We start from the raw sequence: 13,348 nt of genomic DNA, 5'->3' as shown, positions 1-13,348 counted from the left end.
GATAATGATAGTAATTATCGTTATCGATCTTGTTTTGATATGTTAACATGCATAGCCTGCGAATGGACACAAAAAGTGCGTATTTAAGGCGTTGTAATGAAGCAACAATCCTGGCTGTTGAACCTGAGCCTGCTGCAAACGCATCCGGCTTTCCGCGCGGTATTTCTGGCGCGTTTTATCTCGATTTTATCGCTCGGGCTGTTGGGCGTGGCGGTGCCGGTGCAAATCCAGACCATGACCCACTCCAGCTGGCAGGTGGGTCTGGCGGTGACGCTGACCGGCGGCGCGATGTTCGTTGGGCTGATGCTTGGTGGGGTGCTGGCGGATCGCTACGAACGTAAGAAACTGATTTTACTGGCGCGCTCTACCTGTGGCGTGGGTTTCATCGGCCTGTGCCTGAATGCGCTCTTGCCGGAACCGTCGCTGGTGGCCATTTATCTGCTCGGGGTGTGGGATGGTTTTTTCGGCGCGCTGGGCGTCACGGCGCTGCTGGCGGCGACGCCTGCGCTGGTCGGGCGGGAAAATCTGATGCAGGCGGGCGCGATCACCATGCTGACGGTTCGCTTCGGCTCGGTGATTTCGCCTATGTGCGGCGGGTTGCTGTTGGCGTCCGGCGGGGTGGTGTGGAATTACGGTCTGGCCGCGGCAGGCACGTTTATTACCTTGCTGCCGTTACTCAGTTTGCCTGCGTTGCCGCCTCCTCCCCAACCGCGCGAGCACCCGTTGAAATCGCTGCTGACGGCGCTGCAATTTTTACTGTGTAATCCGCTGATCGGCGGTATTGCGCTGCTTGGCGGATTGCTGACGATGGCAAGCGCAGTACGCGTGCTGTACCCGGCGCTGGCCATTGGCTGGAATATGTCGGCGGCGGAGATCGGGTTGCTGTATGCCGCACTGCCGCTGGGGGCGGCTATTGGTGCATTGACCAGCGGTAAGCTGGCGCACAGCGAGCGTCCCGGGGTGATTATGCTGATCACCGCCGTCGGGGCGTTTATTGCTATTGGCTTATTCAGCCTGATGCCTTTCTGGGCGCTGGGCGTGGTATTTCTGGCGCTGTGCGGCTGGCTGACGGCGGTAAGTTCGCTACTGCAATACACACTGCTGCAAACCCAGACCCCGGAAGCGATGCTCGGGCGCATAAATGGTTTGTGGACGGCGCAAAACGTCACCGGCGATGCCATTGGCGCGGCGTTGTTGGGGGCGATGGGGTCGATGATGACGCCGGTCTCTTCCGCCAGTCTCAGTGGGCTGGTGCTGGCGGTCGTTGGGTTGGCGCTGGTGGGCGGGCTCAGCGAGCTGCGACGTTTTCGTCAGACGCAGCCCGCGGCGTAATCACTGCCAGCCCAACGGAATTAACCAAACAGTGCCGACAGACGCTGCAACACGCGGGTGGCGCTGTAATAGTCGAGACGGAACGTCTCGGCGCCCAGGGCGTAAACGCGTTTGTGTTGCACGGCGGGCAGATGCGCCAGCAGCGGGTTTGCGCTCAGGGCGTCGGCATCCTGTTGGTCGCTGGCGAACAGGAACAGCGCTTCACCGTTCAGCCCGGCGGCCAGGTTTTCACCGCCCAGTTGCACGATATCGTGGCGTTTGCCCTGGCTCTGGCTGGTTTGCAACCCGGCGGGCAGGTCAGCAAGGGTAAAGCCGAGCTGTTGCATCAGCTTTCCCTGCGCGGAATCGCGGGTCCACAGGTTGGCGCCGTGTGCAGCCGGGGTATAGACCAGCGCGCTGACCGGCTGCGGCGGCAGGGTGATATGCGCTTTTACATCCGCCAGTTGCTGATTGAACGCGGCAATACGCGCTTCGGCCTGTTTTTCCTGACCGGTGATGTGGCCAAGTTGCGTCAGCAGCGCCTGCCAGCTTTTGTCGTCGTAGTTGATGATCAGCGTCGGCGCGATGGCGGAAAGTTGATCGTACAACGCCAGTGCGGAGTCGCCGCCAGTGGCGCTTATCAGGATCAGATCCGGCATTTGCGCGGCGACGGCTTCGGCATTCGGTTCGCCGATGTAAATCCGCGCGACCTTACGCTGTTTCGCTACGTCACCCCACTGGCGTAAAAAGCCCTGATCGTCGGCAAAACGGTTATTCGGCGTCGTTGCGCCGCTGGCAATGACCGGTGCGTCTATCGCCAGCAATGAACCGGTAAGGGTTACGCTGGTGGAAACAATGCGCAGCGGCTTGCTGTCGAGCTGGTGTGTGCCGCGGCTGTCGTTTACCTGACGGGGCCAGTCGGCAGCCAGCGCTGAGGATAGTCCTAAAACGAAAATACTTAATAACAATAATGGCTTACGGAAATGCGAAAGGGCTCTCACGAGATGCGTCCTGTTTTTATTGAAGTTAATGCTTCTCATTTTCAATGTTGCATGAGGCAGATGCAAGCGGAGGCGTACAGGAAGTCGATTCTTATATTGACATGGCCAATAGGAAATTTTTATCCTATCCATTCACAAAATACAAATGATAATCATTATTAGTTAATTTATCATTTTGGAGAATGATATGGATACGTCCCTGGCTGAGGAAACCCAGCAGTCTGTGCAAACGCTGGCCGCGGATCAGTTTTTCTTTATGTCGCCGTACCGCAGTTTTACCACGTCCGGCTGCTTCGCCCGTTTCTCTGAGCCCGCCGCAGGTGGCGACGCTCAGGACAGCATTTTCCAGCAAAAACTGGCGCAGGCTTTTGCCAGCGCAAAAGCGAAGGGCATTGCCAGACCGGTGATGGTCGGTGCAATTCCTTTTGATACCACGCAGCCTTCCGCGTTGTTTATTCCGCAATCCTGGCAGACATTCTCCCGCCCGGCGAAACAGCGATCGGCTCGCTATTTCAACGCCGGCGAGATGCCAAACGTGACGACGCAGACATTTATCCCGGAGCAAGATCACTTTATGCAGATGGTTGAGCGCGGTGCGGCGAAAACCGCCACGCCGGAAGTGGATAAGGTGGTGCTCTCCCGTTTGATTGATATTGCCACCGACAGCGATATCAACAGCGGCGTGCTGCTGGAACGTCTGATAGCGCAAAATCCGGCCAGCTTCAATTTCCATGTCCCGCTGCCCGATGGCGGCGCGTTGCTGGGTGCCAGCCCCGAACTGCTGCTGCGCAAAGAGGAAAACCGCTTCAGTTCACTGCCGCTGGCAGGCTCTGCACGCCGCCAGCCGGACGATATGCTCGATCGCGAAGCAGGCAATAAGCTGCTCGCGTCGGAAAAAGATCGCCACGAGCATGAACTGGTGACCCAGGCGATGAAAGCGGTACTCGAACCACGCAGCCGTTCCCTGACGCTGCCCGACTCTCCGCAACTGGTGACGACGCCAACGTTATGGCACCTGGCGACGCCGATTGACGGTGTCGCGCACGACGATGAAAACGCTTTAAGCCTTGCCTGCCTGTTGCACCCAACGCCCGCGCTGAGCGGCTTCCCGCACCAGGTGGCGAAGACACTGATCGCTGAGCTGGAACCGTTCAACCGCGAACTGTTTGGCGGCATTGTCGGCTGGTGTGACGCCGAAGGAAACGGCGAGTGGGTGGTGACTATTCGCTGCGCCCGTATTCACCGTAACACCGTCCGGCTGTTTGCCGGTGCCGGGATTGTTCCTGCCTCGTCTCCGCTGTCGGAGTGGCGTGAAACCGGCGTGAAACTGACCACCATGCTGAATGCCTTTGGCTTGCATTAAGGAACTGAGATGGCCCTTCCTTTTACCCGTTGGCCGGATGAGTTTGCCCGCCGTTACCGCGAAAAAGGCTACTGGCAGGACTTACCGTTGACCGACATTCTCACCCGTCACGCGCACAGTGATGCCACGGCGGTGATCGACGGCGATCGTACGTACAGTTACCGCCAGGTGAATCAGCTCTCGGATAACCTGGCCTGTTCGCTCCAGACGCTGGGCATCAAACGCGGGGAAACCGCGCTGGTGCAACTGGGAAATGTGGCGGAGTTTTACATCACTTTTTTTGCGTTGCTGAAAATCGGTGTCGCGCCGGTGAATGCTTTGTTTAGCCACCAGCGCAACGAACTGAATGCCTATGCCACGCAACTCAAGCCGGTATTACTGATTGCCGATCGTGAACATTCGCTGTTTGCCAGCGATGACTTTGTCACCACCTTTATGGCGGAACACCACACGGTGCGTGTTGTGTTGTTGCGCGGCGATAGGGGGGAACACGCGCTGGACGCGGCGATCGACCGCCCGGCGGAGAACGTTATTACCACACCGACGCCTGCTGATGAGGTGGCATTCTTCCAGCTTTCTGGTGGTAGTACCGGTACGCCGAAGCTGATCCCCCGTACCCATAACGATTACTACTACAGCATTGTGCGCAGCAACGAGGTGTGCGGGTTTACCGCTGACACCCGCTATTTGTGCGCATTGCCCGCAGCGCATAACTACCCGATGAGTTCTCCTGGTGCGCTGGGCGTTTTCCTGGCGCAAGGGTGCGTGGTGCTGGCCGCCGATCCCAGTGCGACGCTGTGCTTCCCGCTGATTGAAAAACACCGCATTAACGTGACCGCACTGGTGCCGCCCGCGGTCAGCCTGTGGCTACAGGCGATTCAGGAATGGAGCAGTAATGCTTCACTGGCGTCGTTACGACTGTTGCAGGTGGGCGGCGCACGGCTGTCAACTACGCTGGCTGCGCGGATCCCGGCGGAGATGGGTTGCCAGTTGCAGCAAGTGTTCGGTATGGCGGAGGGGCTGGTGAACTATACCCGGCTGGATGATCCCATTGAGCGGATTATCCATACCCAGGGGCGCCCGATGTGCCCGGATGACGAAGTCTGGGTGGCGGATGAAAACGGCAACCCGCTGCCTGCAGGGCAGGTGGGGCGTCTGATGACGCGCGGGCCCTACACCTTCCGCGGCTACTTTAACAGCCCGGAACATAATGCCAGTGCCTTTGATGAACACGGCTTTTACAGCTCCGGCGATCTGATTGCCATTGATGAGCAGGGTTATATCACCGTGCAGGGGCGTGAAAAAGATCAGATCAACCGCGGCGGCGAGAAGATTGCCGCCGAGGAGATCGAAAACCTGCTGTTGCGCCATGAGGCTGTGATCCACGCGGCGTTGGTCAGCATGGAAGACAGCCTGCTTGGCGAAAAGAGCTGCGCCTGGCTGGTGACGAAAACGCCATTGCGCGCGGTGGCGGTTCGTCGCTTCCTGCGTGAGCAAGGGGTAGCGGAATTCAAACTGCCGGATCGCGTGGAGTGCCTTGAGGCGCTGCCGCTGACGCCGGTCGGTAAAGTGGATAAAAAACAATTACGCCAGTGGTTAGCACAGCGTACGTCGGCGTAAAGGAGAGAAGATGGCGATTCCAACATTACAGGGCTACACACTGCCAGCGGCAGCTGACATCCCGGAAAACAAAGTCAACTGGGCGTTTGAGCCTGAACGTGCCGCGCTGTTGATCCACGATATGCAGGAGTATTTTGTTAACTTCTGGGGCGAGAATTGCCCGATGATGCAACAGGTGGTGGCGAATATTGCCGCCCTGCGTCGCTACTGCAAACAGCACCATATTCCGGTCTATTACACGGCGCAGCCGAAAGAGCAGAGTGATGAAGATCGTGCGCTGCTGAACGACATGTGGGGACCGGGACTGACCCGTTCACCGGAACAACAGCGAATCGTGGCGGAACTGACGCCCGATGATGCCGATACCGTACTGGTTAAATGGCGCTACAGCGCGTTTCACCGCTCGCCACTGGAGCAGGCGCTGAAAGAGACCGGCCGCAACCAGTTGCTCATCACCGGCGTCTATTCGCACATTGGCTGTATGACCACCGCCACCGATGCGTTTATGCGCGATATCAAACCGTTTATGGTTGCGGATGCGCTGGCAGACTTCAGCCGCGAGGATCACCTGATGTCGCTCAAGTACGTGGCCGGGCGTGCCGGGCGCGTAGTGATGACCCAGGATCTGTTACCCGTTCCGGGAAGCAAAGCTGCACTGCGGGCGCTGATCCTGCCGCTGCTGGATGAGTCCGACGAGCCGCTGGATGATGAAAACCTTATCGACTACGGTCTGGATTCCGTACGCATGATGGCGCTGGCGGCCCGCTGGCGCAAAGCGCACGGCGATATCGACTTTGTGATGCTGGCGAAGAACCCGACGATTGATGCCTGGTGGGCGTTGCTCTCTCGCGAGGTGAAATGATGGCCCAGCTGGATTTTACCGGTAAAACGGTATGGGTGACCGGCGCCGGGAAGGGGATTGGTTACGCTACAGCGCTGGCCTTTGTGGAGGCTGGTGCGCAGGTGACCGGTTTTGATCGGGTGTTTGCCGGTCGCGATTATCCTTTCTCCTGCGAGGTGATGGATATCGCCAATGCGCAACAGACAGAAGCCGTCTGTCAACGTCTGCTGGCACAATGCGAACGGTTAGATGTGCTGGTCAATGCCGCCGGGATTTTGCATATGGGGGCAACGGATGAACTCTCCAGCGATGCCTGGCAGCAGACTTTCGCCGTTAACGTTGGCGGCGCGTTCAATCTGTTTCGCCAGACAATGGCGCAGTTTCGCCGTCAGCAGGGCGGGGCCATTGTCACTGTCGCTTCCGATGCGGCGCATACACCGCGCATCGGCATGAGCGCCTATGGCGCGTCGAAAGCTGCACTAAAAAGCCTGGCGCTGAGCGTCGGGCTGGAACTGGCGGCAAGCCATGTACGCTGCAACGTTGTCTCGCCAGGTTCAACGGATACGGACATGCAACGCTCGCTATGGGTCAGCGATGACGCAGAACAACAGCGCATTCGCGGCTTTGGCGAGCAGTTCAAACTGGGCATTCCACTGGGCAAGATTGCCCGTCCACAGGAAGTGGCGAACACCATCCTGTTCCTTGCTTCCGATCTGGCCAGCCATATCACCCTGCAGGATATTGTGGTGGATGGCGGTTCAACACTGGGGGCGTAAATGATCTGGAAACGCCATTTAACGCTGGAGGAGCTGAACGGCACCAGTGATAACACGCTGGTGGCGCACCTGGGCATTGTCTACACGCGCCTTGGCGATGATCTACTGGAAGCGGAAATGCCGGTGGATACCCGCACGCATCAGCCTTTTGGTTTACTGCATGGCGGCGCGTCGGCGGCACTGGCGGAAACGTTGGGGTCGATGGCCGGTTATCTGATGACCCGCGATGGCCAGTGCGTGGTGGGGACGGAGTTAAACGCATCGCACCATCGCCCTGTCTCACAAGGCAAAGTGCGCGGCGTTTGCCAGCCGCTGCACCTTGGCCGCCAGAGTCAAAGCTGGGAGATTGTGGTGTTTGATGAGCAGGGGCGCCGCTGCTGTACCTGCCGCCTGAGTACGGCCATCCTCGGCTAACGTTTTCCTCCTCTCTGTGTCCGGAGAGGGGATCCTCTCCCCCTATAAGTGATCCTGGTAACACAATGAGGTAAATGCCTGCTGTCAGGACGAACTTTCCCTGTTTCAAAGTTGTTAAAAACCGCGAGTTGATATAGAAACAAAATGTAACATCTCTTTATCTCTCAACGGATAACCGCTATGAACAACTCAGGGAAATACCTTATTTGGGGCGTGCTCTCCCTTGTTGGAGCGTTTGCTCTTGGTTATATCGCACTGAATCGCGGCGAACAGATCAATGCACTGTGGATTGTGGTGGCTGCGGTCTGTATCTATCTTATCGCTTACCGTTTTTATGGTCTTTATATCGCCAAAAATGTGCTGCAGGTGGATCCGACGCGCATGACACCGGCGGTACGGCACAACGATGGTCTCGACTATGTGCCGACAGACAAGAAAGTATTGTTTGGTCACCACTTTGCGGCAATTGCCGGGGCAGGCCCACTGGTGGGGCCGGTGCTGGCAGCGCAAATGGGCTATCTGCCGGGAATGATCTGGATCCTGGCAGGTGTAGTGCTGGCCGGTGCGGTGCAGGACTTTATGGTGCTGTTTGTCTCCACCCGCCGCGACGGGCGTTCGCTTGGCGAACTGGTGAAAGCGGAGATGGGCGCGACCGTTGGGGTGATTGCGCTGGTGGCGACCTTTATGATCATGGTGATCATCCTCGCGGTGCTGGCGATGATTGTGGTGAAAGCGCTGACCCACAGCCCGTGGGGAACCTACACCGTGGCCTTTACCATCCCGCTGGCGATTTTTATGGGCATCTATATTCGCTATTTGCGTCCGGGACGCATTGGCGAGGTGTCGGTGATTGGCCTGGTGCTGCTGGTGTTCGCCATTATTTCCGGCGGTTGGGTGGCGGCAAACCCGGCGCTGGCCCCGTATTTTGATTTTACCGGCGTACAATTAACATGGATGCTGGTGGGGTACGGTTTTGTGGCCTCCGTGTTGCCGGTGTGGCTGCTCCTTGCACCACGTGACTATCTCTCTACCTTCCTGAAAATCGGTACCATTATCGGGCTGGCGATCGGCATTTTGATTATGCGCCCAACGCTGACCATGCCTGCGCTGACGAAGTTTGTTGATGGCACCGGTCCGGTGTGGAGTGGGAGCCTGTTCCCGTTCCTGTTTATCACTATTGCCTGCGGCGCGGTGTCTGGCTTCCATGCGCTGATCTCCTCCGGTACCACGCCGAAAATGCTCGCCAGCGAAGGGCAAGCCTGCTTTATCGGCTACGGCGGTATGCTGATGGAGTCGTTCGTGGCGATCATGGCGCTGGTTTCAGCCTGTATTATCGATCCGGGCGTTTACTTCGCGATGAACAGCCCCATGGCCGTGCTGGCACCGGCAGGAACCGCCGATGTGGTGGCGTCTGCTGCGCAGGTGGTGAGCGGTTGGGGCTTTAGTATCACGCCGGATACTCTGCGGCAGATTGCAGAAGAAGTGGGCGAACAGTCGATTATTTCCCGTGCAGGCGGCGCACCTACGCTTGCGGTCGGCATGGCCTATATTCTGCACGGTGCGCTTGGCGGTTTAATGGGCGTTTCGTTCTGGTATCACTTCGCGATTCTGTTTGAGGCACTGTTTATCCTGACGGCGGTGGATGCCGGGACGCGCGCGGCGCGCTTTATGTTGCAGGATCTGTTGGGGGTGATTTCCCCGAACCTGAAACGTACCGAGTCGCTGCCCGCCAACCTGCTGGCGACGGGGTTGTGCGTGCTGGCGTGGGGCTACTTCCTGCATCAGGGTGTGGTGGATCCTCTTGGCGGTATTAACACCTTGTGGCCACTGTTCGGCATTGCCAACCAGATGCTGGCCGGTATGGCGCTGATGCTGTGCGCAGTGGTGCTGTTTAAGATGAAACGCCAGCGTTATGCATGGGTTGCATTGCTGCCTACCGCCTGGCTGCTGGTCTGTACGCTCACCGCAGGCTGGCAAAAAGCCTTCAGCCCGGACAATAAAGTTGGCTTCCTTGCCATTGCCAATAAGTTCCAGGCGATGATCGACAGCGGGACGATTCCGGCGCAGTATACCCAGTCACAACTGGCGCAACTGGTGTTTAATAACCGTCTCGATGCCGGTCTGACCATCTTCTTTATGGTGGTGGTGGTAGTTCTGGCGTTCTACTCGCTGAAAACCGCGCTGGCGGCGCTGAAAGTGGATCACCCAACGGCAAAAGAGACGCCGTATGAGGCGATGCCGGAAGATGTTGGCCAGATTGTGGGTCACGCGAAAGGCGTTCATTAATCATGTTTCCCTCTCTCTTGTGGGGAGAGGGTGGATGAGGGGATAACATGTTCGACACGCTCTCTAAAGCCGGTAAGTACTTAGGCCAGGCGGCGAAAATGATGATTGGTGTTCCGGATTATGACAACTACGTTGAGCATATGCGCGTGACACACCCGGATCAGACGCCAATGACCTACGAGGAGTTTTTCCGCGAGCGTCAGGATGCGCGCTACGGTGGCAAAGGCGGCGCGCGCTGCTGTTGATCCCCGGTTTTGCTATCAGGCGGCGCTTTGCGCCGCTTTTTTTTTGCATATCACTCAGGCGTTTGTGCCGCCGTCTACCACAATATCCGTACCGGTGATCTGTTTTGCCGCCGGGCTGGCAAGGAAGGCCACGGCTTCGGCGATATCCTGCGCCTCACCATAATGCCCCAGTGCCGTTAACCGACGCTGCTCTTCAGCGCCTTCGCCATCCGCCGGATTCATATCGCTGTCGGTTGAGCCGGGTTTCACCATATTGACGGTAATACCGCGCGGCCCGAGATCCCGCGCCAACCCGCGCGTTAACGAGTTCAGCGCCGATTTGGTCATGGAATAGATGGCAACGTCAGTGAACGGTACGCGATCGGACAGGCAACTGCCGATGTTGATAATGCGTCCGCCCCGAGGCAAATGCGCGATTGCTGCCTGCGTGGTGTAAACGACACCGCGAATGTTGACGTTGATCTGTGCGTCGATGTCCTCCTGCGACATCGTTTCCAGTTGCCCGGCACGTGCAATACCGGCGTTATTCACCAGAATATCCAGCCCGCCTAACGCGTCTACCGCCTGTGTAACGGCGGCGCGTGCGGCTTGTGGGTTGCCGCTGTCGGCCTGAATCGCCACGGCGTTACGCCCCAGCGCGCGGATCGATTCGGCAACGGCCTCGGCTTTGTCTGCGGATTTTTCCCAAGTTATGGCGACATCGGCGCCTGCCTGAGCCAGCGTGAGTGCAATGGCTTTACCCAGACCGCGACTGGCGCCCGTGACCAGCGCGCGTTTACCTGCAAGTGAGTGTGACATGGTGGCTCCTAATTATGTGTCGATTGATACATAATTAAAGTAAACAGGCTTTCACCTCGCCGTCAATAGTATTAATATACCGATCAGCACAAAATGTGAGGAGGCACTGTGAGCCGGGGAAGACCACGGGAATTTGACCGTACCGATGCGCTGGACAAAGCGATGAAACTCTTCTGGCAGAAGGGATACACCGCCACGTCGATGAACGATCTCTACCAGGCGATGGGTATTAAGTCCCCGAGCCTGTATGCGGCGTTCGGCAGCAAAGAGGATCTTTATGATGAGGTTTTACAGCACTACGAACAGACCGTTGCGCCGCTGATTTGGGGTGGGATGGACAGCGAACCGTCGCCGAAAACGGCCATCGCGCAATGGCTGGTGCATTCGGCGCAGACGCTGACGCGCAGCGGTATGCCGCACGGGTGTATGGTGACGCTGTCGGCGGTCGCCAGCGAAGGCAACGATCGTCTTGGCGCGCGGGTACAACAGTTACGCAACGGCGGCGTGGAACTGCTCAAAGCGCGATTAACGCAGGCGCAGGAGCAGGGGGATTTACCGGCCACGACGGATATCGATGCGCTGACGCGGTTATACGTCAGCATCCAGCAGGGAATGTCGATTCAGGCGCGGGATGGGGCAAGCTGCGAAACGCTGCTCGGCGTCGCCAGAATGGCCATGGCGCTCTGGCCTGCATAATAGCCTTAATTATTATATTGGCTTTTTAAGTGAATACTCTCACTTTATGTATGGATAATAATGCCGCAATAAAAGAAGTGAAATAATATCAGTAAGTATTATTTCACTTCTTTAATATTCATTTTTCCATATTGTTAATAGTGAGTGCAATAAAGAGAAATACTGAGAGCAATATCTATGGATATATTCTCTCTTAAAGTCAAATTATCGATGAATAATAAAAAAGCACTTTTCACATATTGCCTTTGTATTTGTTCCATAGGAATATACTCAAAAAATTATTATTAATTCAAACTTAACCTAAATTATCTGGGTGGGACTTTTTTTCTCATGGATGAACGCGTGCGTTATCTGGTTTTATTTTTATTCCTGGCGACAACGGCGCAGGCCGCGCCTTTGTCTCCGGCCGATCGCGACGCCGTGCGTCAGCAGCAGGAACAACTGCTGCTGCAGAACCAGCAACAGCGCGACGAACTGGAGCGCAGCATCCCGCTGCCGCGTGCAGGCCAGAGCGCGCCAGCCTCTCAGCCCGGTGGCCCCTGTTTTACCGTTCACACCATCACCCTTTCCGGCGTCACCCTTATCAGCGCAAAGGCGCAGCAAAAACTGACCGCGCCCTGGCTGAACCGGTGCCTGAATATGGCGAAAATAACGGAACTCACCGCCGCCATTTCTGACTGGTATATCAGCCGGGGCTATATTACCAGCCGGGCTTTTCTCACGGAGCAGGATTTATCGCAGGGGGAATTACGCCTCGTGGTGCTGGAGGGGAAATTACGCCATATCCGCCTCGACGGTGACTCCCCGCGGATGCTGAAGATGGTGTTTCCGGGGCTGGAAGGAAAAGTCCTTAATCTCCGGGATATTGAGCAGGGCATGGAGCAGATTAACCGCCTGCGCAGTCAGCCGGTGCAGATTGAAATTGTGCCGGACAGCGAACCCGGTTATTCCACGGTGAATTTAACCGCCACGCCGGAATTCCCGTTCAATGCCAGCATGTCGCTGGATAACAGCGGGCAGAAAAGTACCGGTGAAAATCAGTTAAACGGCTCGCTTGGCGGAAATAACCTGCTGGGCGTGGCGGATAAATGGTTTGTCGGCGGCGGGCGCAGCAGTGATTTCGCCACCGGTTATGACGCGCAGAGTTTCCAGACCGGGGTCAGCGTCCCCTGGGGCTACAGCCTGCTGGATTACAGCTACGTCTGGAGCAACTACCGTACCACCCTCATCAATATGGGCTACCCGTGGATTTCCACCGGTGACACGAAGACCCACCGCCTGAACCTTTCCCGCGTGGTGTTCCGTAACGGCGACATCAAAACCGCGCTCAGTGCCGGCATCACGCAGCGCTCATCGCGCAACTGGCTGAACGACGCACCGCTGACCAGCAGCACCCGCAACCTCTCCAGCCTGCAGCTGGGCGTCAGCCACACGCAGAAAATCCTCGGCGGGGTGGCGACCATTAACCCGACATACAGCCACGGCACGCCGTGGTTTAACGCCGAAACTGACGAAGACAAAACCGGCGATGTGCCGCGCGCGCAGTTTCGCAAATGGAGCCTGAGCGCCAGTTTCCAGCGCCCGGTCACCCGCGACCTGCTGTGGCTGACCAGCCTGTACGGGCAGTGGTCGCCGGACCGGCTCTACGGCAGCGAGCGCCTGACGCTCGGTGGCGAAAGCTCGGTGCGCGGTTTTAAGGAGCAGTACATCTCCGGCGACAACGGCGGTTACTGGCGCAACGAACTGAATTACGCCCTCTTCACCCTGCCGGTACTCGGGCAAATCAGCGCCACCGTGGCGCTGGACGGCGGCTGGCTGGAAAAAGACCGCCTGGACCACTATGCCAGCGGCACCGTGTGGGGGGCGTCGGCAGGCCTCGGCAGCGCCGGACGCGGGTTCGCCAGCCAGATTTCTGCCGGCACGCCGCTGCACTATCCCGACTGGCTCGGACCGGACCACGTCAGTGTTAACTGGCGTGTGGCTGTCACTTTTTAAAG

At 57.5% G+C, this 13,348-nt stretch carries 12 protein-coding genes; 10 read left to right on the top strand and 2 right to left on the bottom strand.

The genetic code is table 11. From position 1 onward, the window contains the following. Window positions 1–96 precede the first annotated feature (96 nt). Window positions 97–1,332, top strand: coding sequence for an enterobactin transporter EntS (entS, locus tag O9K67_RS18205; RefSeq protein ID WP_061496833.1), 1,236 nt, complete (start codon window positions 97–99; stop codon window positions 1,330–1,332). Window positions 1,333–1,352: 20 nt separating this feature from the next. Here the strand turns inward: entS and fepB are convergent, their stop codons facing one another. Continuing rightward, window positions 1,353–2,312 (bottom strand): Fe2+-enterobactin ABC transporter substrate-binding protein, encoded by a 960-nt coding sequence (fepB, locus tag O9K67_RS18200; protein ID WP_061496831.1) that lies wholly within the window; start codon window positions 2,310–2,312, stop codon window positions 1,353–1,355. 187 nt (window positions 2,313–2,499) lie between these two features. Here fepB and entC point away from each other — a divergent pair, with 187 nt between their 5' ends. The 7 genes from entC (at window position 2,500) to O9K67_RS18165 (ending at window position 9,857) form a co-directional block, all read left to right on the top strand. Further along, window positions 2,500–3,675, top strand: a complete 1,176-nt coding sequence (gene entC / locus O9K67_RS18195; RefSeq protein ID WP_061496829.1) for an isochorismate synthase EntC — start codon at window positions 2,500–2,502, stop codon at window positions 3,673–3,675. Between the two features lie 9 nt (window positions 3,676–3,684). Continuing rightward, on the top strand, window positions 3,685–5,295 hold the full coding sequence (gene entE / locus O9K67_RS18190) for a (2,3-dihydroxybenzoyl)adenylate synthase EntE (RefSeq protein WP_061496827.1): 1,611 nt from the start codon (window positions 3,685–3,687) through the stop codon (window positions 5,293–5,295). A gap of 10 nt (window positions 5,296–5,305) precedes the next feature. Continuing rightward, complete coding sequence (locus O9K67_RS18185; RefSeq protein WP_061496825.1) at window positions 5,306–6,157, top strand: isochorismatase; 852 nt, start codon at window positions 5,306–5,308, stop codon at window positions 6,155–6,157. A gap of 8 nt (window positions 6,158–6,165) precedes the next feature. Then, the gene (gene entA, locus O9K67_RS18180) at window positions 6,166–6,912 is read left to right on the top strand and encodes a 2,3-dihydro-2,3-dihydroxybenzoate dehydrogenase EntA (protein ID WP_088236830.1); all 747 of its coding nucleotides are present in this window, start codon (window positions 6,166–6,168) and stop codon (window positions 6,910–6,912) included. Continuing rightward, on the top strand, window positions 6,913–7,326 hold the full coding sequence (gene entH, locus O9K67_RS18175) for a proofreading thioesterase EntH (RefSeq protein ID WP_061496821.1): 414 nt from the start codon (window positions 6,913–6,915) through the stop codon (window positions 7,324–7,326). It abuts the gene before it with no gap. Between the two features lie 180 nt (window positions 7,327–7,506). Then, window positions 7,507–9,612: a pyruvate/proton symporter CstA gene (cstA, locus tag O9K67_RS18170; protein WP_061496819.1), complete on the top strand. Its 2,106-nt coding sequence runs from the start codon at window positions 7,507–7,509 to the stop codon at window positions 9,610–9,612. A gap of 47 nt (window positions 9,613–9,659) precedes the next feature. Continuing rightward, window positions 9,660–9,857, top strand: a complete 198-nt coding sequence (locus O9K67_RS18165; protein ID WP_000460621.1) for a YbdD/YjiX family protein — start codon at window positions 9,660–9,662, stop codon at window positions 9,855–9,857. A 54-nt stretch (window positions 9,858–9,911) separates the two neighbouring features. Here O9K67_RS18165 and O9K67_RS18160 read toward each other — a convergent pair whose 3' ends face one another. Further along, complete coding sequence (locus O9K67_RS18160; RefSeq protein ID WP_061496817.1) at window positions 9,912–10,655, bottom strand: SDR family NAD(P)-dependent oxidoreductase; 744 nt, start codon at window positions 10,653–10,655, stop codon at window positions 9,912–9,914. 108 nt (window positions 10,656–10,763) lie between these two features. On the opposite strand from O9K67_RS18160, the gene O9K67_RS18155 reads away from it, so the two are divergent. Beyond that, on the top strand, window positions 10,764–11,351 hold the full coding sequence (locus tag O9K67_RS18155) for a TetR/AcrR family transcriptional regulator (protein ID WP_061496815.1): 588 nt from the start codon (window positions 10,764–10,766) through the stop codon (window positions 11,349–11,351). A gap of 330 nt (window positions 11,352–11,681) precedes the next feature. Continuing rightward, entirely contained in the window at window positions 11,682–13,346 is a 1,665-nt protein-coding gene (locus tag O9K67_RS18150) for a ShlB/FhaC/HecB family hemolysin secretion/activation protein (RefSeq protein ID WP_061492434.1), read from the top strand. The last annotated feature ends 2 nt before the right edge of the window (window positions 13,347–13,348 follow it).

The sequence above is a fragment of the Kosakonia oryzendophytica genome (assembly GCF_027886705.1).
Lineage (GTDB): Bacteria > Pseudomonadota > Gammaproteobacteria > Enterobacterales > Enterobacteriaceae > Kosakonia > Kosakonia oryzendophytica.
The sequence above is the reverse complement of the archived record's forward strand: the minus strand, read 5'-3'. Positions and strand labels throughout refer to the sequence as shown.